At 72.9% G+C, this 18,314-nt stretch carries 15 protein-coding genes and 1 pseudogene; 11 read left to right on the top strand and 5 right to left on the bottom strand.

Annotation, left to right across the window (positions count from 1 at the left end; translation table 11 throughout):
* Positions 1-30 precede the first annotated feature (30 nt).
* Positions 31-813 (bottom strand): MHYT domain-containing protein, encoded by a 783-nt coding sequence (locus ACZ4VT_RS00860; RefSeq protein WP_467945898.1) that lies wholly within the window; start codon positions 811-813, stop codon positions 31-33.
* 177 nt (positions 814-990) lie between these two features.
* Here ACZ4VT_RS00860 and ACZ4VT_RS00855 point away from each other — a divergent pair, with 177 nt between their 5' ends.
* On the top strand, positions 991-1,590 hold the full coding sequence (locus ACZ4VT_RS00855) for a class I SAM-dependent methyltransferase (protein WP_467945383.1): 600 nt from the start codon (positions 991-993) through the stop codon (positions 1,588-1,590).
* Positions 1,591-1,641: 51 nt separating this feature from the next.
* On the opposite strand, the gene ACZ4VT_RS00850 is transcribed toward ACZ4VT_RS00855, so the two are convergent.
* Positions 1,642-2,556, bottom strand: coding sequence for an oxygenase MpaB family protein (locus ACZ4VT_RS00850; protein ID WP_467945381.1), 915 nt, complete (start codon positions 2,554-2,556; stop codon positions 1,642-1,644).
* Positions 2,557-2,691: 135 nt separating this feature from the next.
* Here ACZ4VT_RS00850 and ACZ4VT_RS00845 point away from each other — a divergent pair, with 135 nt between their 5' ends.
* Together ACZ4VT_RS00845 and ACZ4VT_RS00840 are read left to right on the top strand one after the other, a co-directional pair.
* Complete coding sequence (locus ACZ4VT_RS00845; RefSeq protein ID WP_467945379.1) at positions 2,692-3,471, top strand: hypothetical protein; 780 nt, start codon at positions 2,692-2,694, stop codon at positions 3,469-3,471.
* 249 nt (positions 3,472-3,720) lie between these two features.
* The gene (locus ACZ4VT_RS00840) at positions 3,721-4,719 is read left to right on the top strand and encodes a polyprenyl synthetase family protein (protein ID WP_467945378.1); all 999 of its coding nucleotides are present in this window, start codon (positions 3,721-3,723) and stop codon (positions 4,717-4,719) included.
* Between the two features lie 139 nt (positions 4,720-4,858).
* Here ACZ4VT_RS00840 and ACZ4VT_RS00835 read toward each other — a convergent pair whose 3' ends face one another.
* Complete coding sequence (locus ACZ4VT_RS00835; RefSeq protein ID WP_351286947.1) at positions 4,859-5,041, bottom strand: hypothetical protein; 183 nt, start codon at positions 5,039-5,041, stop codon at positions 4,859-4,861.
* Positions 5,042-5,224: 183 nt separating this feature from the next.
* On the opposite strand from ACZ4VT_RS00835, the gene ACZ4VT_RS00830 reads away from it, so the two are divergent.
* Both ACZ4VT_RS00830 and ACZ4VT_RS00825 read left to right on the top strand, forming a co-directional pair.
* A complete protein-coding gene (locus ACZ4VT_RS00830; RefSeq protein WP_467945376.1) occupies positions 5,225-8,221 on the top strand; it encodes a DEAD/DEAH box helicase in 2,997 nt (998 codons plus the stop codon).
* Positions 8,222-8,224: 3 nt separating this feature from the next.
* Entirely contained in the window at positions 8,225-9,526 is a 1,302-nt protein-coding gene (locus tag ACZ4VT_RS00825; RefSeq protein ID WP_467945374.1) for an SWIM zinc finger family protein, read from the top strand.
* Between the two features lie 7 nt (positions 9,527-9,533).
* Here ACZ4VT_RS00825 and ACZ4VT_RS00820 read toward each other — a convergent pair whose 3' ends face one another.
* Positions 9,534-9,674: a hypothetical protein gene (locus tag ACZ4VT_RS00820; protein ID WP_467945372.1), complete on the bottom strand. Its 141-nt coding sequence runs from the start codon at positions 9,672-9,674 to the stop codon at positions 9,534-9,536.
* 14 nt (positions 9,675-9,688) lie between these two features.
* Between ACZ4VT_RS00820 and ACZ4VT_RS00815 the strand changes: the two genes are divergently transcribed.
* From ACZ4VT_RS00815 to ACZ4VT_RS00795, 5 genes are all read left to right on the top strand, one after another.
* A complete protein-coding gene (locus ACZ4VT_RS00815; protein ID WP_467945371.1) occupies positions 9,689-11,014 on the top strand; it encodes a GAF domain-containing protein in 1,326 nt (441 codons plus the stop codon).
* Positions 11,015-11,069: 55 nt separating this feature from the next.
* Positions 11,070-12,593 carry an acetaldehyde dehydrogenase ExaC gene (gene exaC, locus ACZ4VT_RS00810; RefSeq protein WP_467945369.1) on the top strand — a complete coding sequence of 508 codons (1,524 nt, stop codon included), beginning with the start codon at positions 11,070-11,072 and terminating at the stop codon, positions 12,591-12,593.
* A 495-nt stretch (positions 12,594-13,088) separates the two neighbouring features.
* Complete coding sequence (locus tag ACZ4VT_RS00805) at positions 13,089-13,565, top strand: cupin domain-containing protein (protein ID WP_467945367.1); 477 nt, start codon at positions 13,089-13,091, stop codon at positions 13,563-13,565.
* Between the two features lie 239 nt (positions 13,566-13,804).
* Complete coding sequence (locus tag ACZ4VT_RS00800) at positions 13,805-15,250, top strand: molybdopterin-dependent oxidoreductase (protein ID WP_467945366.1); 1,446 nt, start codon at positions 13,805-13,807, stop codon at positions 15,248-15,250.
* Positions 15,247-15,744: a hypothetical protein gene (locus ACZ4VT_RS00795; protein WP_467945364.1), complete on the top strand. Its 498-nt coding sequence runs from the start codon at positions 15,247-15,249 to the stop codon at positions 15,742-15,744. Before ACZ4VT_RS00800 ends, ACZ4VT_RS00795 begins: the two co-directional genes overlap by 4 nt.
* A gap of 22 nt (positions 15,745-15,766) precedes the next feature.
* Here the strand turns inward: ACZ4VT_RS00795 and ACZ4VT_RS00790 are convergent.
* Positions 15,767-16,068: pseudogene (locus tag ACZ4VT_RS00790) on the bottom strand (class I SAM-dependent methyltransferase); the annotation flags it as partial.
* Between the two features lie 303 nt (positions 16,069-16,371).
* Here ACZ4VT_RS00790 and ACZ4VT_RS00785 point away from each other — a divergent pair.
* Positions 16,372-18,282 carry a potassium channel family protein gene (locus ACZ4VT_RS00785; protein ID WP_467945897.1) on the top strand — a complete coding sequence of 637 codons (1,911 nt, stop codon included), beginning with the start codon at positions 16,372-16,374 and terminating at the stop codon, positions 18,280-18,282.
* Positions 18,283-18,314 lie beyond the last annotated feature (32 nt).

Genomic DNA, 18,314 nt, shown 5'->3' with positions numbered 1-18,314 from the left:
GCGCGAGTGCGGGAGCCCGGCGGCTCAGGCTCAGTGCGCGGTCACGGTGTGCTCCCCGAGATGCCGGGCGGCCGAAGCGGACGCGGCCCGTTCGTCGGCCGTCGGGGAGAGCGCGACGAAGGCGGCGGTGATGAACAGGTAGGAGCCCAGGCCGACGGCGAGCGGGAAGATGAACTGCATGGCGGTGGCGCCGGGCAGGTCCGCGTCCGAGGGGCTGACGCCGACCGCGACGGCCATCATCCCGGTGTAGTGCATGCTGCTGACCGCGGCGCCCATGACGAGCGAGGCGACGGCGACGGCCACCGGCGACTTGATGTTGAGCGCGGCCCACAGGGCCGCGGTGGCCGCGATCACGGCGATGGCCACGGAGAGGCCCACGGTGAGCGGATCGTAGGAGACCTCGCCGTGCAGGCGCAGGGCCGCCATGCCCAGGTAGTGCATGCTGGCGACGCCCAGTCCGGTGGTGAGACCGCCCAGGACGAGCGAGCGGCCGCGCTCCTTGCCGTAGCCGACGGCGAAGACCCCGGCACCGACGACCAGCATGGCGACGAGCAGGCTGAGGATGGTGAGCGGCACGTTGTAGTGGATCTCGGTTCCGTTGACCTCGAAGCCGAGCATCGCGACGAAGTGCATCGTCCAGATGCCGGTGCCGATGGCGGAGGCCGCGGTGAGGAGCCAGTTGCGGCGGGAGGCGCCCGTCGCGGCGAGCGCGCGGACGGTGCAGCGCAGCCCGAGGGCGGCGCCGATCGATGCCATCACGTATGACAGCACGGGTGTGAGCCACCCGTAGGCGGCGTGGTCCAGATGTCCCAGGTGTCCCATGGCCAACGGACGCTAGTCCGGGTGAGAGCGCGAACAGGGGGCGCATTTCGAAAGACGCTGTAACTGCTGGAATATGACAGAGCTACGTTCATCTTCGATCACACCACGTGCCACCTTGCGCACGGTCCGCAGGCACGCGGGCGCACGCCGGTGCGAGATCATGGGCGCATGAGCGAAGACCACACACACGTGCAGGAGTTCTTCGGGGCGCGCGCCGCCGACTGGGACCGCAAGTTCCCGGGCGACGGGCCCGCGTTCACCACCGCCGTGGCCGAGTTCGGGCTGCGGCCCGGGGACCGCGTGCTCGACGCGGGCTGCGGCACCGGCCGGGCCATGACCGCGCTGCGGGCCGCCGTGGGACCCGCCGGAACGGTGCTCGGCGCCGACCTCACCCCGCAGATGCTGGCTGTCGCGCAGCGGGCCGGGCGGGGCGCCGAGGGCACTCTGCTGCTCGCCGACGTGGCCCGGCTGCCGCTGCGCGACGGGGCGCTGGACGCGGTGTTCGCCGCCGGGCTGATCGCCCACCTGCCCGAACCCGGGCCGAACCTGCGGGAGCTCGCCCGGGTGGTCCGCCCCAGCGGCCGGCTCGCGCTCTTTCACCCGATCGGGCGAGCGGCCCTCGCCGCTCGCCACGGTCGCGAGCTGACCCGTGAGGACATGCGGGCCGAGCACAACCTCGGCCCGCTGCTGGCGGGTTCGGGCTGGGAGATGACCTCGTACGCCGACGAGGACGACCGCTTCCTGGTGCTGGCCGTACATCACCCGTGACATGCGTGCGTACGTCGCCGTCGCGCCCGGGATCCGCGGACGCCCCCGGGATCAGGCCGGAGGCTGTGCTTCCGCTCCGGCGGGCCGGCGGGGGTGCGGAACGGGGCAGCCGCCCGAGCCCGGCACCGGGAACGTCCCGAGCTCACCGACGTCGTAGCCGTCTGGGTAGCCCTTGATCTCCGGGTTCTGGCGGGCGTAGTGCGGGTCCCGGCGCGGGGGCAGCAGTCGCACCGCGCGGCCGCGCAGCCGCAGGGCGCCGCGGACGAGCTGCCGGACCCGGGGGCGCGGGGCCTCGTACCGGAAGGCACGCAGCAGCGGCTCGTCGAGGAGGGCGAGGCTCCCGCGGCGCACGGCGGGGGCGAGCGGCGCCGGGTACCAGGAGGCCATCAGGTCGAGCGTGGAGTCGGCGACCTTGCGGGCCCCCTCGTCCCAGCCGAAGTGGGCCTCCTCGTAGGCGTTCAGGGTGTCCTCGAACTCCTCGTAGGAGTCCGGGATGTCCGTGATGCCCAGGTGGCGGCCGAGGGTGGCGTAGTAGTTCGCGCAGGCCCGGCGCTCGTGGTGGGTCAGCGTGCGCCAGCCGTAGGCGTCGAGCCAGCGCGCCGGGACCACCACGAACGCGGACAGGACGTAGCGCATGTCCTCGTTGGAGATGTCGTAGCTGCGGTGCATCTGGTTGACGCGGCGGATCGCGGTACGCGCGGTGTCGCTCTCGAAGCCGTGCTCGACGACCGCGTCGAGGAGCAGCGCCGTGTCGTCGTACCGCTTCTGGCTCCGGTCGGTGAACTCGGCGGTCTCGGCCAGCAGGCCACCGATGCTGGGCACGGCATATGTCCGGAAGAGGGCGAGTTCCAGGGCCCGGGTGAAGTCCCAGGGGAACTCGTAGGTGGCGGTGAGCCGGTAGATGGCGAGGAAGTCCTTGTCGGGGTCGAGACGGAGGATTTCCCTCAGCCGGTCGTAACGCTGCACCGGGTGTCCCTTTCTGTGGCGGGCTCCCAACTCTACGTGCAGGTAGCAGCCTTGGAAATCGACGCCCGCCAGCTCTCGACGCACGGGTTACCCGCTGGTTAAGGTGCGCCGACGAAAGAGCTACCAGGAGGCCAGGTGTCCGACGACGAGGGTGGCGGCTCCCTGTATGTGCTGACCGCCGTACTGCTGACGCCCGCACAGTTCCCCGGGATCCTGGGCGACGACTTCCCGGAGGCCTGCTCCCTGCTGGGCGTGCCGCCGGGCGGGGACGGGTACGGACTGGTGCTGGGCCAGGACGAGGAGGGCGCGCGCTGGACGGTCGTCGTGGACGACGTCTCGCTCGTGGCCACGGCCATCGCCTCCTGGGACTGCGGGATGGAGTACGACCTGTCCCCCGACGAGCGGTCGATCGTGGTCTCGCTGGCGGGCTGGCCGCTGGAGCTGTCGGTGGCGGCGGCGGGGATCCCCGAACCGCACGATCCCGAGCAGGGCGCGGACGGCACGGGTCGGGTGCCGCTGGCGCCACCCTCCGCGGAGGCGTGGGGGCCGGTGCAGCGCCGGATGGGCGCGGACCAGATCGCGCGGGAGTGGTCGGAATGGCGCGAGCGCGTGGCCACGGACGGCGGGGCGGCCGCCGCCGCGCACCCCGGGCTCGCCAGGGCGCTGGAGGAAGCCGTGGAGTACACGCGGACCCCGCCGCCGCCGGGCCGGGTGCGGTCCTCCTTCGCCGGCGAGGGGGTGCGGACCCTGCGGGTGGACGGGCCGGGCTGGTCGCTGGTGGGGCGGACGGGCGATACGGCCTTCGTCCTGCTGGACGAGGAGCCGAGCGAGGTGCTCACCGTGCCCCAGGAGGGAGATCCCGGCCTGCCGGAGCTGCTGACGGCGCTGGACCGGGTCGCGGTCCGCCCGGCGTGAACCGCCGGTCCGGACGTCCACATGGGCGACGGTCTCGATCCACTGCCATTGCCGGGCAGTTCACCGACGCCGGGTGCGGCGGCGCCACCGGCACCAATAACCCACCATCGCAAAGAATCGGCCAGATGGGCCGAAAATTGCTCTGGATCCCCTCCCTCCGGAATGATCGAATCGGCCAGTCACGCGGCTCAAAGGGTGTGCACTTCAACCCTTCAGCCCATTCCACGACGGAGGCCGCTCTTGAATTGCATGTCGTACCTGGACCTGCACCGGGAAGTCGCGCAGGACATCGACGCGGAGATCGAAACCGCCCTGGAGCGGCTCGGCCCGCTGGCGGGCACCACACGGAGCACAGTGGCCAGGCTCCTGGAGCAAAGGAAACTGAGACATCCCCTCTCGGTACTGCCGCTGCTCACGCACGCCATAGAGACGGGAAGTCCCGGGCCGGCGATCCCGCTGTCCGCCGTGCACCTGCTGTGGTGGACCTCGGCCTGCTACCTCGACGACCTGGCCGACAAGGACGGCGCGTCCCTCTCCGGCGGCCTCACCGAGAACGAGGCGTTATTAGCCTCCGTCATCACCGGTAACGCGCTCCCCATTCAGATCATCCTGTCGCAGGAACTTCCGGAGGAGGCGCGCAGCGCGCTGATAGCCGAGATCCTGAACGGGTGGATCATCAGCGTCGACGGTCAGATCGATCACATGTGCGGGGACATCTGCAGCGCCTCGCGAAAATCAGTGATCGAGATGTATCGCAGCAAATCCGGCGCACCTTTCGGAATGATCACGGCAATGGCCGCGATATTCTCGGGCACGACCGCCGAGAGGGTGGAGCTGTGGCGTGAATTCGGCTATGTCTTCGGCATCCTGTGGCAGATCTTCAACGACCAGGAAGACATCCTGTCCGGTCGTGGCGAGGACCTGCTCAACGGCACGGTGACGTACCTCCTCGCCTCCGTGATCGAGGACGCCTCGCCCGCTTCCCGCGAGCACGTGCTGGGGCTGTGCTCGGCCGCCGGACGCTCCATTCCGGCCAGGGTGGAACTCGCGAGCCTCCTGCGGACGCCCACCGCCCTGGACCGCTACCGGGCGGAGATCGGCGACTTCCGCGCCGAGGCGTACCGCATCCTGGACCAACTGGGCGGCGACGGAACCTACGTAAAGGTGCTCCGGCAGCTCGTGGACCACGCGTCGCAGATGCTGCTCGAAGCGGACCTCGCACAGGCCACCGCGACCAACGCCGCCTGATCCCGCCGCCCGGGCCGGCGCCCCGAAACGCCCGCCCCGCGGCCGCACCTGCCGGGCTCCACACCCCACACCGCACCCGGAGCCCGTGCTGGTGCCCGTACCGCCCGTCCCGCTGCCGCTGCCGCTTCCGCTGCCGCCGTCAGCGACCGATCTGCTTCCTGGACATGCCCCGCAGACGACGCCGCTGGGAGGAGTCCAGCAGGAGGTAGGCCGCAGCCGGCACACCGATCAGGACCAGCAGACCGGCCCAGAACCCCACCGTCCAGAACAACACGATGGCTGCCACGACTCCGGCAACCGCGATCTTTCCGCTCGTGGACATCTGCGGACACCTCCTTCTGTCGCCGAACAACTACCCACCTCAACGTGCCGCCACGACCGCGCGTTCCCCGACTCCCCAACTGTCTTCGGAGTCGGCTGGTTCGCGGCCCTGCCCCCGCCGCCGGGCCACCGCGGTGGGGTACTCTCGGCCGCCTCGCCCCCGGTAGTCAACTTTGAGGAATGCGTGCGTCGCTCCGAGATCCCCGGCCAGCTCCACCACTCCGCCGTCTTCCTCCCCGGCGACCCGGCCCGCACCGGCCGGATCGCCCTCTGGCCGCCGGACGGCGAGTCGGTCGACGCCGCCCGCGTCCGTGCCGGTGCCGGCACCGGCACCGGCACCGGCACCGGCCGCATCGAAGAACTCACCGTCGTCACCCCCGACCTGCGCCGGACCCCCGTGACCGCGCTCGTGCTGCCCGTGGCCGAAGCCCTGCCCCTGCTCACCCGCGCCCGCGCCCGGTCCGCCGCAGCGGCGGCCGACGCCAACACCGACGGCTCCGGCGCGGCCTTCTGGGGTGCCGCCGCGCTGCTGGCCCTGCGGTTCGCCGCACAGGGCCGGCTCCTGCCCGGGCTGAGCCCCGCCGGCCACGACGCCTGGCGGATCGGCCCGCTGGAGGCGGCCGACCTCGCCGAGGTCCGCGAACTGGCCGCCGCCATGCCGCCCGCCGCCCACTGCGTCCCGCTGGACGCGGACGGGCCGCCCCGGCTGCCCACCCCGGAGCCGCTGCTGCGTGCCTTCCTCGATGCCGTCGCCGACACCCTCCCGCGCTCCCCCGCCGCCGCCGAGGCCGCCGGCGGACCCGCCTTCGCCGCCCGGCCACCGCGCCTCCACCCCGAGCTGCGCGACTGGGCCGCCGAGGTGGCGGCCGGCCATGACGCCGGGGTACGGATCTCGCTGCGGATCGAGCTCGACCAGAGTCTCGACCAGGCCCTCGCTCGAACCCCCGACGCGGCCCGCGACCAGGACGGGGTGGGCCGAGCCCGCGCAGCCGGCGCTCCCTCCTTCCGCGCCGTCCTCCAGATGCACGGCCCGGCCGACTCCGCCGTGGTCGCCGATGCCGCCGACGTCTGGGCCGGATCCGCAGCCGCCGCGACCGCGTTCCCGCCCGGCGCCCGGATGGACGCCCTCCGCGCCCTGCGCCGCGCCGCCCGGCTGTGGCCCGCGCTGACCCCGCTGCTCGGCGCGGCCGTGCCGGACTCCGTCGAGCTCGCCGACGAGGAGGTCACGGAGCTGCTCGGCGGAGCCGCCGCCGCGCTGGCCGCCGAGGGGGTCCAGGTGCACTGGCCGCGCGGACTCGCCCGCGACCTGAGCACCCGCGCCGTCGTGGGCTCCCCTGACTCCGTGGGGCCGGGCCTCCCCTCCGGCCTGCTCTCCCCGGGGTCCCTGCTCTCCTTCGGCTGGCGCCATGCGCTCGGTGACCAGGGCGACCTCACCCGCGCCGAGCTCGACCACCTCGCCGAGGCGAAGCGGCCCCTGGTCCGGCTGCGCGACCAGTGGGTCCTGATCGACCCGGCCGAAGCCCGCCGGGCCCGCGCCCGCCAGGACCTGGACATCGCGGCCGCGGACGCGCTGGCCGCCGTACTCACCGGGTCGGCGGAGATCGGGGGCAAGCGGGTCGACGTGGAGGCCACCGGTGCGATGGAGCGGCTGCGTGCGCGGCTCACCGCCGATCCACGGGCCAACGACGACCTCGCCGCACCGCCCGAGCTGCGGGCCACCCTGCGCGACTACCAGCTGCGCGGCCTGCGCTGGCTGGCCCGGATGACCTCGCTCGGGCTCGGCGCCTGCCTCGCCGACGACATGGGCCTCGGCAAGACCGTCACCCTCATCGCGCTCCACCTGCACCGCAACCGGGAGGATCCCGCAACCGCCGGGCCCACCCTGGTGGTGTGCCCTGCCTCGCTTTTGGGCAACTGGCAGCGGGAGATCGAGAGGTTCGCGCCCGGCACGCCCGTGCGCCGCTTCCACGGCCCCGGCCGCAGCCTCGCCGGCCTGACCGGTGCCCCTGGTCCCGCCGGTGCCGCCGGTGGCTTCGTGCTCACCACGTACGGCACGATGCGCCTGGACGCGCCCGAACTCGCCGCCACCGCCTGGGGCATGGTCGTGGCCGACGAGGCCCAGCACGTCAAGAACCCGCATTCCTCCACGGCCAAGGCCCTGCGCACCATCCCGGCCCGCGCCCGCGTGGCCCTGACGGGCACCCCCGTCGAGAACAACCTCTCCGAGCTGTGGGCCGTCCTCGACTGGACCACGCCCGGGCTCCTCGGCCGCCTCGGCACCTTCCGCTCCCGCTACGCCGAACCCGTCGAGAGCGGCCGCGACCCGCAGGCGGCGGCCCGGCTCTCCGCCCTCGTACGGCCGTTCCTGCTGCGGCGCAAGAAGTCCGACCCCGGCATCGCACCCGAGCTGCCGCCCAAGACCGAGACCGACCACACCGTGTCCCTCAGCCGCGAACAGACCGCGCTCTACGAGGCCGTCGTACGCGAGACCCTCGCCGCGATCTCGGAGGCGGACGGGATGGAGCGGCGCGGTCTGGTGGTCAAACTGCTGACCTCCCTCAAACAGATCTGCAACCACCCGGCCCACTTCCTGGGCGAGCACGGCTCAGGGGAGCACGGGGACCGGGGTACCGCCGGCGCCGGCGCCCGGTCCGGCAAGCTGGAGCTCCTCGACGAACTCCTCGACACGATCCTGGCGGAGGGCGGCTCGGTCCTCGTCTTCACCCAGTACGTGGCGATGGCCAGGATCCTGGAGAAGCACCTCGCCGGGCGCGGGATCTCCTCGCAGCTGTTGCACGGCGGGACGCCGGTGCCGCGCCGGGAGGAGCTCGTCGACCGGTTCCAGGCGGGCGAGGTGCCCGTGTTCCTGCTGTCCCTGAAGGCGGCGGGCACGGGCCTGAACCTCACCCGGGCCGGCCACGTCGTCCACTTCGACCGCTGGTGGAACCCGGCCGTCGAGGAACAGGCCACCGACCGCGCCTACCGCATCGGCCAGACCCAGCCCGTACAGGTCCACCGGATCATCGCCGAAGGCACCGTCGAGGACCGCATCGCCCGGCTCCTTGAGCGCAAACGCGCGCTCGCCGACTCCGTCCTCGCGGGCGGCGAGGCCGCGCTGACCGAACTGACCGACGCCGAGCTGGCCGAACTCGTGGCGCTCCGCGCGCCCCACGGGGAGTGAGCGATGAACACCCACGACCCGTACGACGACCACGAGAGGCACCAGAGGCACCAGAAGCACCAGAGGCACGAGAGGACGTTCCCGGCGCTCCCGCCCGCCCCCGGCCGCGCCTTCGCCCGCACCTGGTGGGGCCACGCCTGGCTGCGCGCCCTGGAGGACAGCGCGCTCGACGGGGAGCAGGTCAGGCAGGGCCGGCGGTACGCGCGCTCGGGCGCGGTGGGCGCGGTCTCGGTGCGCCCCGGCGGGCTCACCGCCGTGGTGCGCGACCGGGACGGCACGGCGCACCGGACGGACGTACTGGTGCAGGAGTTCACGGAAGCGGAATGGGACCGGCTGCTGGGTCTGGCGGCCGCGGAGTCGGGGTACATCGCGGCGCTGCTGGACCGGGAGGTGCCGCCGGAGCTGGCCGAGGACGCGGCGGCCGCCGGGGTGGACCCGCTGCCCGGCATCGGGGACCTCGATCCGCGCTGCGATTGCGGCGAGTGGGACCACTGCCCGCACACGGCCGCGCTCTGCTACCAGGTGGCCCGGTTGCTGGACCAGGACCCGTTCGTGCTGCTGCTCCTGCGCGGCCGGGGCGAGCGGGAGCTGGTGGACGAGCTGGAGGAGCGGAGCACGGCGGGCGCGCAGGCCCCGCGGGTGCCGCCCGCCGACGCGGGTGTCCCGGCGGCGCAGGCGTACGCGGCGCGGGGGCTGCTGCCGCCGCTGCCCCCGCCGCCCCGGCTGCCGGACGCGCCGGGGCAGCCGCCGACCCTGGACACCGAGGGCGAAGCGGAACCGGAACTCGACGTGGGCGCGGTGGAGTTCCTGGCGCAGGCGGCCGCGACGCAGGCGTACCGGCTGCTGGCGGAGGCGCTGGCTCCGGGCCACGCCGACCGCACACCGCCGGCCCCGCTCACGCTCGCCGAAGACGCCGTACGCCTCACGCGCGAGGCCGATGACTTCCGGGTCCGCTCCCGCCTGGCCGCGGCTACCGGACGCAGCCGGGCCGGCATGCACCTGGCCGTACTCGCCTGGGGCTTCGGTGCGGCCCCTGGCCTGGCGGCGCTGGAGGAGGACTGGACGCCGGACCGGACGACGCTGGCCCGCGCCCGGGCGGCCCTGGCCGCGGCCTGGGCGGACGAGGAGGCTCCGGTGCTCCGCCGGGTCCGCGCCCGGTGGACGGAGGCGGGGACCGGCCGCCAGCTCCGGCTGGGCCGGGAGGGGCGCTGGTGGCCGTACCGCCGCGAGGCGGACCGCTGGGTCCCGGCCGGCCCGTCGGCCCCGGACCCGGCCTCGGCGCTGGAGGCCCGTCCCACCGGGTGAGGTTCCGTCACGGACCGGCCCGGCACGGCAGGACCGGCCCGCCGGCTCGGGCGGTGTGGCCGACGTGGCGCGGAAGGCGGTGGCCGACGTACGGCTTGCCGGGGCCCGGAGCCGGTACGACGATGGGGCGCTCGGGGTACCGCGGCACGACGGGAGGGTGACATGGGCGATCCGTCGGTGGCGCTGCCGGGCGGGGCCGATCCGGCCGCGCGCACGCGCGAACTGCGGCGGGCGCATGCCGCGTTCACGCGGGACGGGCGGGTCGAGGCGCCGGTCCGGGCGGTCATCGCGCGGTCTTGGCGGCGGTGCGCGCGGGCCCGGCTCAGCCCGGAGTGCGCACCCCGGGTGGAGCTTGCGGACGCGGAGCTGCGGTCGTACCGCGAGGAGCATCCGCTGGCCCGAACGATGCCGCTGTTCCGGGACCTCGTCGGGGCGTTCGCCGCGCACGGGGCGCATCTGCTGGCGGTGTGCGACGTGCGGGGCAGCCTGCTGTGGGTGGAGGGCGAACCGGGGACGCTGCGGCGGGCGGAGCGGCTCGGTTTCGTGCCGGGTGCGCGCTGGGCGGAGACGGCGATGGGCACCAACGCGCCGGGGACGGCGGTGGCGGTGGGCGCGCCGGTGCAGGTCTTCGGGGCCGAGCACTTCAGCCGCCGGGTGCACCCGTGGACCTGTGCGGCGGCCCCGGTGCGGGATCCCCGGACGGGCCGGGTGCTGGGCGCGGTGGACATCACCGGCGGTGACGGCCTCGCCCACCCCCACTCCCTTGCCTTCGTGCAGGCGGTGGCCCGGGCGGCGGAGGCCCAGCTGACGCTGCTCGCCCCCGGCCCGCCGGCCTCCGGGGACAGCCTGACGGCCCTCGGCCGGGACGAGGCGCTGCTGGTCACGAGCGGGCGCAGGATCCGGCTCGGCAGGCGGCACAGCGAGATCATGGCGCTGCTCGCGCACCATCCCGAGGGCTTGTCGGGCGAGGAGCTGGCGATCGCCCTGTACGAGGACGAGTCGGTGTCACCGGTGACGTTGCGCGCCGAGCTCTCCCGGCTGCGCGCGCTGCTCGGGCCGGCGGCGCCGCTCTCGCGCCCCTACCGGGCGGCCGGTCCGCTGGCCGCCGATTTCACCGCGCTGACCCGGCAGTTGGCCGCCGGGGCGGTCTCCGCGGCGCTCCACCACTACCCGGGGCCGCTGCTGCCGGCCTCCACGGCGCCCGGCATCGTCCGGCTGCGCCGGCGGATCGAGGACCAGGCGCGGGCGGCCGTGATCGCCCGGGCCGATGCCGGTCTGCTGACCGACTGGGTGTGCAGCCCGTGGGGCGCGGACGACCCGGAGGCGTGGCGGGCGCTGGCGGCGGCGCTGCCGCCGGCGGACCGGTCGGCCGCGCTGGCCCGCCTACGCGCCCTGGACCGCGAGCTCGGTGCGCGGGGGGACGGCGCGGCGGTGGCGGCCCGGCGTCGTGATCGGCGTGCAACGTATCCGCAACCTGCCTCCTCCTAGCCTCCGTTCGAGCGCCGTCCGACGGTGGCCGGCGCCCGGCAAAGGGGAGGACACCATGGCCCGTTACGCTGCGCCCGGTACCGAGGGATCGCTCATGTCGTACGCGTCCCGCTACGGCCACTTCATCGGCGGCGAGTACGTCGAGCCCGCCCGCGGCCGGTACTTCGACAACCCCTCCCCCGTCAACGGTCAGCCGTTCACCGAGGTCGCGCGCGGCAGCGCCGAGGACGTGGAGCGGGCGCTGGACGCGGCGCACGCGGCCGCGCCCGCGTGGGGGCGGACCTCCATCACCGAGCGGTCGACGCTCCTGCTGCGGATCGCGGACCGGATGGAGCAGAACCTGGAGTCCCTCGCTCTCGCCGAGAGCTGGGAGAACGGCAAGCCGATCCGCGAGACGCTGGCCGCCGACATCCCCCTCGCGATCGACCAGTTCCGCTACTTCGCGGGGGCGCTGCGCGCGCAGGAGGGGGCGCTCAGCCAGATCGACGAGGACACGGTCGCGTACCACTTCCACGAGCCGCTGGGCGTGGTCGGCCAGATCATCCCGTGGAACTTCCCGATCCTGATGGCGGTGTGGAAGCTGGCCCCGGCACTGGCGGCCGGCAACACCGTCGTCCTGAAGCCGGCCGAGCAGACCCCTGCCTCGGTCCACTACTGGCTGAGCCTGGTGGCCGACCTGCTGCCGGCGGGCGTGGTGAACATCGTCAACGGCTTCGGCGAGGAGGCCGGCAAACCGCTCGCGTCGAGCCCCCGCGTGGCGAAGATCGCCTTCACCGGCGAGACCGCGACCGGGCGGCTGATCATGCAGTACGCGGCCGAACACCTCAAGCCGGTCACCCTGGAACTCGGAGGCAAGAGCCCGAACCTCTTCTTCGACGACATCTGGTCGACGGACGACGACCTGCGCGACAAGGCCCTGGAGGGCTTCGCCATGTTCGCGCTCAATCAGGGCGAGGTGTGCACGAGCCCGTCGCGCGCGCTGATCGAGCGGGGCCGGTACGCGGACTTCCTCGACGCGGCCGTGGCCCGCACGGAACTGATCGTGCCGGGGCACCCCTTGGACACGGACACGATGATCGGCGCGCAGGCCTCCGAGGAGCAGCTGAAGAAGGTCCTGTCGTACGTGGAGATCGGCCAGCGGGAGGGCGCGAAGGTCCTCACGGGCGGCGGGCGCATCGACCACGGCGGCGACCTGGCCGGGGGCTACTACGTCCAGCCGACCATCTTCGAGGGCGACAACCGCATGCGGATCTTCCAGGAGGAGATCTTCGGCCCGGTGGTGTCGGTGACCTCCTTCCAGGACTTCGACGACGCCGTACGGATCGCCAACGACACGGCGTACGGCCTGGGCGCGGGCGTCTGGACCCGCGACATCAACACGGCCTACCGCGCCGGCCGCGCGATCCAGGCGGGCCGGGTCTGGACGAACTGCTACCACGCCTACCCGGCCCACGCCGCCTTCGGCGGCTACAAGCAGTCCGGCATCGGACGCGAGACCCACAAGATGATGCTGGAGCACTACCAGCAGACGAAGAACATGCTGGTCTCCTACTCCCCGAAGAAGCTCGGCTTCTTCTAGATGGGTGAAGTCCGTTGGCTGAAGTGGGTGTTGTCCGACCCGGGCAACACCCACGCCAGCCACGCCAGGACCGCTCGTCGAGGGGGCCTTGCCCTCTTGGATCGGCCCGCACAGACGATGTGGCCGACCGGCTTGGGCCGGTCGCGGCGGAGACGGGCTCAGGTGCGGAGGCGGCTGCCGGAGGCCGTCCTGGACCACGGCGCTCTCGTCGTTGCATGGATGCCTTCGCTGGGCAGCTCGACCGTGACGGCGCGCTTGCCGTCCTTGCGGGCCCACCCCACCAGGTGACAGAAATGGCGCGAAACATCACGCAAAGTGTCATCCTGGCGGGGAGAAATCAGTTCGGCAATAGCGCCAGGAGCGGGGAATCGATGCCCGGCAGGCTGTGCTGGAGGTTCACGCATCGATCGAGCCCAGGGCTCTGAGATGTCGACGTGGCCGGCGCAGGACCGCGACCGTGTACCGCGTACCGCCTTCGTCGACCGGGAGAGAAGTATGACCATCAAGGACATCGGGCCGGAACCGCAAAGCTTCGACCTGGAGAAAGCGACGCTCGAGAACACGAACTATCGCGCCGTCGCCTGGTCCGGGAAGTACCTCCAGCTGACCCTCATGTCGATCCCGGTGGGTGCGGACATCGGCTTGGAGGCGCACCCGGAGACCGACCAGTTCCTACGTCTCGACGCAGGCCGGGGCCGCGTCCAGATGGGCCGCGCGAAGGATCGACTCGACTTCGACCAGGAGGTCGAGGACGGTTGGGCCATCTTCGTACCCGCCGGCACTTGGCACAACGTCACCAACGTCGGTGACGCGCCCCTGCAGCTCTACGCCGTATACGCGCCGGTCCACCACGCGTCGGGCAAGGTCCATGCGACAGCAGCCGACGCGGAGCGCGACGAGGACTCAGGCGGTGACGAGCCGGCAAGCTGGTCGGTCCAGCCTCCCCAGCAGCCATCGGACGAGCACGCCTGACCAGTACGGGCTCAGCGCGACAGTGGTTGTCACGACCTGGATGTGCCACCCAAAGGCTGTCCCCGGCTCCATCGGCGAGCCGCCAAGATCCTCGTCGTGGGCCTCGCCCCGTGAGAGCCCGGCGGGGATTCCCGCCGCTTGGCGTGTCGCCGGAGCAGGTGCGGCATCGGTGCGGCATGTTCTTCTAGCTGGCGAAAGAGGAAGAAAAAGCAGAAATCGGCAGTCAATGGAGGCACCCGATGGGCACGAGTGGCATCGGGCAGGGCCAGCCGGACAACGTGCCACCGCCGACGGGCAAGGAGTCGGAGAAGACCGACGCCCCTCCTACAGCCGGGCCTCCGCCCGGTCGGGCTCCCGACGCCCGGAAGCCGGCCCCGCCGAAGGTCCGGTCCGGTCCGCTGACGCGGCTGCGAGAGGCCGGGAGCGCGGCTCTGGGAACGGGCCCGCCCCCGGGGCCGGCTCGTCCGGAGTTCTGGCGGAGTCCACTGCGCGGTCCGTGGCTGACCGCGGTGTTCGGGCTGGTCCTGCTGTTCGGGATCACGGTGCTCTTCGTGACGGGCCTGCTGTCGTACGCGGCGTACAACCCCGACCTCGCGGCGGTCAACGACCAGACGCCGAACAAGGGATGGCTCGGCTTCTACCTGTTCTCGTGGCCGACTTCTCCGTACTGGCTCTACCGGCTCACCCAGGGCGTCCACGTGACGCTGGGAATCGTCCTCGTGCCCGTACTGCTGGCGAAGCTGTGGTCGGTCATTCCCAAGCTGTTCGCATGGCCACCGATCCGCTCGATCAGCCACGCTCTGGAGCGGCTGTCCCTGCTCCTGCTGGTCGGCGGCGCCGGCTTCGAGTTCGTCACCGGCATCCTCAACGTCCAGCTCCACTACATCTTCCCCGGCTCCTTCTACACCCTGCACTTCTACGGGGCCTGGGTGTTCATCGGTGCCTTCGTCGTCCATGTGGCCTTCCGGCTGCCCAGGGCACTGCGGGCCGTACGACCCCGACTCGGGGCGCCTGCGGCGGGTAGCGAGGAGGCGGTCGGGCTGGTCTCGCCCCGCCCCGCGTCGCCGACCGTCTCCCGCCGGGGCGCCCTGGCCATGGTGGGGCTCGGGTCGGTGGCACTGCTGGTCGTCACGGCGGGGCAGAGCATCGGCGGGTGGTGGCGCAGCACCGCGCTCCTGGCTCCGCACGGCCGGGATCCGGGTTCGGGCCCGAACGGGTTCCAGATCAACAAGACCGCCGCCTCGGTCGGCATCCGGCCCAGCGACGTCGGGCCGGCCTGGCGGCTGACCGTACGCGGCCCGGGGCGTCAGGTCGACCTGACGTACGGGCAGCTCCTGGCCATGCCGCAGCACGAGTCGGCCCTGCCCATCGCCTGCGTGGAGGGCTGGTCCACCACCGACCAGCGATGGGGCGGAGTCCGGCTCACCGATTTGGCCGCGCTCGTCGGGCTCGGCGTGAACACGCCCGAGGTCCTCGTCGAATCGGTGCAGCGTGGCGGCTCGTTCAGGTCGGCCGTGCTCAGCGACCATCAGGTCCGTGACCGCCGTTCGTTGCTGGCCGTCCGCGTCAACGGGGCGATCCTCTCCGCCGACCACGGCTACCCGGCGCGGGCCATCGTCGCGGGGGCTCCGGGGGTCCACAACACGAAGTGGGTCACCCGCCTTACCTTCGGAGAGACCGGATGAGCGCCCCGGCCGGTTTCCGGCGCCGCTACGGCGCCTCCCCCCTTCACCTGCTCCTCGTACTGGCCTCCTTCGCCCTCGCCGTCTACGCCGGTCTGCGCCTGTTCGAGGGGGACACCGTGGGGGTGGCCGTGTGGTTCGTCGGTGCCGCTCTCCTCCACGATCTGGCCCTGCTGCCCCTGTACTCGGTGACCGACCGGGCGGCGCAAGCGCTGTTCACCCGGGGAGCAGGCCCCTCATCGCCCGTGCCGAGGGTGAGCGTGAACTACGTCCGTGTACCCGTGTTCGTCTCCGGAGTCCTGCTGCTCGTCTGGTGGCCGCTGGTCCTTCGCCGGGTCGAGCACTACACGGCCGCGACCGCCCTTCCGGCGGACGGATTCCTCGGCCGCTGGCTGCTCGTCACAGCAGCGCTGTTCGCAGCATCGGCGGTGGTGCTGGCCGTACGGACCTGGCGCTGGAGCCGGGCTCAGCGGCAGGCGCGCAGCGCGACGAAGTGACGGCCTCGGGCGCTGGTCCACCGCCACCGATCCCGATGTTGCCGTCGATCAGCAGCGCCGTTTCCCACCGTCCCTCGTCGGGGAGCGGGTCGAAGACCGATCTGCTCACCGCGAACCGCCCCGGCAGGCGGCCGTGATCACCGCGACAGGACAGACGTCGATCCCGAGGACATGGTGGCCCCGCCCCGCAAGTGCCTCGACCATACGGCCGGCGCCGCACCCGATGTCCAGCACCCGGCCGGTGCACCGCCGCAGCACGGTCCGGTCGGCCTCGTCCGCCCGGGCGCACCACCGTTCCAGGTCCAATGGGAAGGACCAGCCCTCCGCATCGCCCAGACAGGGACAGGGACAGGGACAGGGACAGGGACAGGGCACGCTGTGGGGCGTGGATCGCCCGCGCGTAGGAGCCGGTGCTCCAGGCCCGGTATTCATGAGCGGTCATCCACCATGTCTCGCCGAGACCCGTGACCGTGGTGCGTTCCGGACCAATGATTCCCCCGAACGGCCCCCTCCCCAAGATCACCGCGACACGTGGGCGGGCGGGGCCGGACCGGCCACTGCCCAGGGCATCCTGAGGCGGTGTCTTCGATATCAGCGCAGCCTCAATCACCGTACGCCGACGGGCGGATGGTCGTGTGCGGAGACGACGGGCTGGCCCGTCGTCTGGCCTCCGAGCTGCAGGAGGTCTACAAGGAACGGGTGACGCTCGTGGCGCCTGCCGGCCGTGATGCCCAGCCGAGCGTGGGCCGTGCACCCGGCGCACCGGGACGGGGTCTGCTGGGCAGGGTCCCGCTCACCCGGCTGCGGAACCCTGCCGGGGAGCGGCCGGCTGCGCGGGAGCCGTGGGTCCTGGAGGTGGCGGAGCCCGACGAGGAGGTGCTGGCCGCGGCGGGGGTGGCCGGGGCCGCCGCTCTGGCCCTGGTGTACGAGGACGACGACACCAACATCCGGGCCGCCCTGGTCGCGCGTCGGCTCAACCCGAGGCTGCGGCTCGTGATCCGGCTGTACAACCGCAAGCTCGGCCAGCACCTGGAGGAACTCCTCGACCAAGCCGCGATGGTGGCGGAGCCCGGGATCGACCTGCGGGAGCTGGACTCCTCGACGACCGTGCTCTCGGACGCCGACACCGCGGCCCCCGCGCTGGCGGCCAGCGCCGTCGCCGGTACCGGCAAAGTGGTCCAGGCCGACGGCCTCCTGCTGCGAGCGGTGGAGCGTACGCCTCCGGGAAGGGGCGAGGTGGCCGATCCGGGACTGTGCACCCTCGCCCTCCTCTCCGCGACGACGAGTGACCCGGCCGGCGCGGAGGGCGCGGAGTCCAGCGGGAATCGCGGCCCGCACCTGCTGCCCGACGACCGGGCCGTGGCCGCGGCGACAGGACGGGGCATCGTGGCCCTGGAGACGGTCGCCCACACGGACGCGTCCCAGGCCAGGCCCAGGCTGGGCACGGGGGCCCTCCCCGTGGCCTCCCTGTTCTCCCGTCGACTGCGCTGGTCCATGGCCGGAATGGTCGCCGCTGTCGCCGCACTCGCTCTCGCCTCCTGGGCGACGACCGGCGATCACCCCCTGCACGCCGCGTACATCACCCTGCTCGACATCTTCGCGATCAACGACCCGGCGGTGGGCGACGCCACGGGGCGCCAGCTGCTTCAGATCCTGTCCGGGTTCGTGGGCCTGCTCCTGCTTCCCGTCCTCGTGGCAGCCGCCTTGGAGGCGTTGGGCTCGTTCCGGACGGCGACGGCCCTGCGGCGGCCCCCGCGCGGACTGTCGGGCCACGTGGTGCTTCTGGGGCTCGGAAAGATCGGTGCACGGGTGTTGGCCCGGCTGCGGGAGTTGGAGATCCCTGTGGTGTGCGTGGAGTCCGATCCGCAGGCGCGGGGCATCGCCCTGGCCCGCGGACTGCGCGTTCCGGTGGTCATCGGCGACGTGACCGACGAAGGCGTGCTTGAGGCGGCCCGTATCGACCGCGCCCACTCCCTGCTCGCCCTGACCAGCTCGGACACCACCAACCTGGAAGCCGCTCTGTACGCCCGCGCGGTCAAGCCGGGCCTGCGGGCCGTCCTGCGCCTGTACGAGGACGACTTCGCGACCGCCGTATACCGCACCCTGCGGGCCGCTCACCCAGCCGCTCTGACCCGCAGCCGCAGCGTGACCCACCTCGCGGCCCCCGCCTTCGCCGGGGCGATGATGGGCCGCCAGGTTCTCGGGGCCATGCCGGTGGAACGGCGGGTGCTGCTCTTCGCCGCGGTGGACGTGGCCGGCCACCCGCATCTGGAGGGCCGCACCATCGCCGAGTCCTTCCGCCCGGGCGCCTGGCGGGTCCTCGCCCTCGACACCACCGCGCCCGCCGAACGCCGGCCCGACCTGGCCGCCGCCCGAACGGAGGGGCACGCCCCGCAGTCGGGGCTGGTCTGGGAACTGCACCCGGGGTACGTCCTCAAGCCGGAGGACCGGGTCGTCCTGGCCGCCACCCGGCGTGGGCTGGCCGAGCTCCTCGGCCGCGGCGTCCCCGCGCCCAGCCAAGCCGATGGCCGGATCTGAGACAACCTCGTCATTGCGGACGCAGGGGCGGG

The organism is Streptomyces sp. NPDC029164 (assembly GCF_055563995.1).
The sequence above is the reverse complement of the archived record's forward strand: the minus strand, read 5'-3'. Positions and strand labels throughout refer to the sequence as shown.

Coding starts and splice junctions, on each gene's coding strand:
- ACZ4VT_RS00855 (WP_467945383.1), top strand. CDS start 991: ATGAGCGAAGACCACACACACGTGCAGGAGTTCTTCGGGGCGCGCGCC.
- ACZ4VT_RS00840 (WP_467945378.1), top strand. CDS start 3,721: ATGTCGTACCTGGACCTGCACCGGGAAGTCGCGCAGGACATCGACGCG.
- ACZ4VT_RS00835 (WP_351286947.1), bottom strand. CDS start 5,041: ATGTCCACGAGCGGAAAGATCGCGGTTGCCGGAGTCGTGGCAGCCATC.
- ACZ4VT_RS00825 (WP_467945374.1), top strand. CDS start 8,225: ATGAACACCCACGACCCGTACGACGACCACGAGAGGCACCAGAGGCAC.
- ACZ4VT_RS00815 (WP_467945371.1), top strand. CDS start 9,689: ATGGGCGATCCGTCGGTGGCGCTGCCGGGCGGGGCCGATCCGGCCGCG.
- exaC (WP_467945369.1), top strand. CDS start 11,070: ATGGCCCGTTACGCTGCGCCCGGTACCGAGGGATCGCTCATGTCGTAC.
- ACZ4VT_RS00805 (WP_467945367.1), top strand. CDS start 13,089: ATGACCATCAAGGACATCGGGCCGGAACCGCAAAGCTTCGACCTGGAG.
- ACZ4VT_RS00800 (WP_467945366.1), top strand. CDS start 13,805: ATGGGCACGAGTGGCATCGGGCAGGGCCAGCCGGACAACGTGCCACCG.
- ACZ4VT_RS00795 (WP_467945364.1), top strand. CDS start 15,247: ATGAGCGCCCCGGCCGGTTTCCGGCGCCGCTACGGCGCCTCCCCCCTT.
- ACZ4VT_RS00785 (WP_467945897.1), top strand. CDS start 16,372: ATGGTCGTGTGCGGAGACGACGGGCTGGCCCGTCGTCTGGCCTCCGAG.